Here is a 268-nt window from a genome sequence, read left to right on the forward strand (position 1 = left end):
GGTTGTAATAGTTTATGCGTGCCGATAACGATATCAACCTTGCCAGCTGCAAGGTCTGTTAGCACTGTTTCTTGATGCTTTTTGCCACCGAAGCGCGATAGCGTTTCGATACGCACTGGCCAATCAGCAAAACGGTCGCGGAAATTGTCTTCATGCTGGCCTGCTAGCAAGGTTGTCGGCACCAATACTGCCACTTGATAACCGGCGCTGACCGCGATAAACGCCGCGCGCATGGCCACTTCAGTCTTACCAAAACCTACGTCACCGC

General features: G+C 52.2%; 1 protein-coding gene. It reads right to left on the reverse strand.

Annotated elements, in window-relative coordinates:
- Positions 1-268: DEAD/DEAH box helicase (locus tag AAEY78_RS13350; protein WP_352339793.1), on the reverse strand; the 268-nt coding region annotated here is incomplete at both ends.

The sequence above is a fragment of the Psychrobacter sp. 16-MNA-CIBAN-0192 genome (assembly GCF_040309565.1).
Lineage (GTDB): Bacteria > Pseudomonadota > Gammaproteobacteria > Pseudomonadales > Moraxellaceae > Psychrobacter.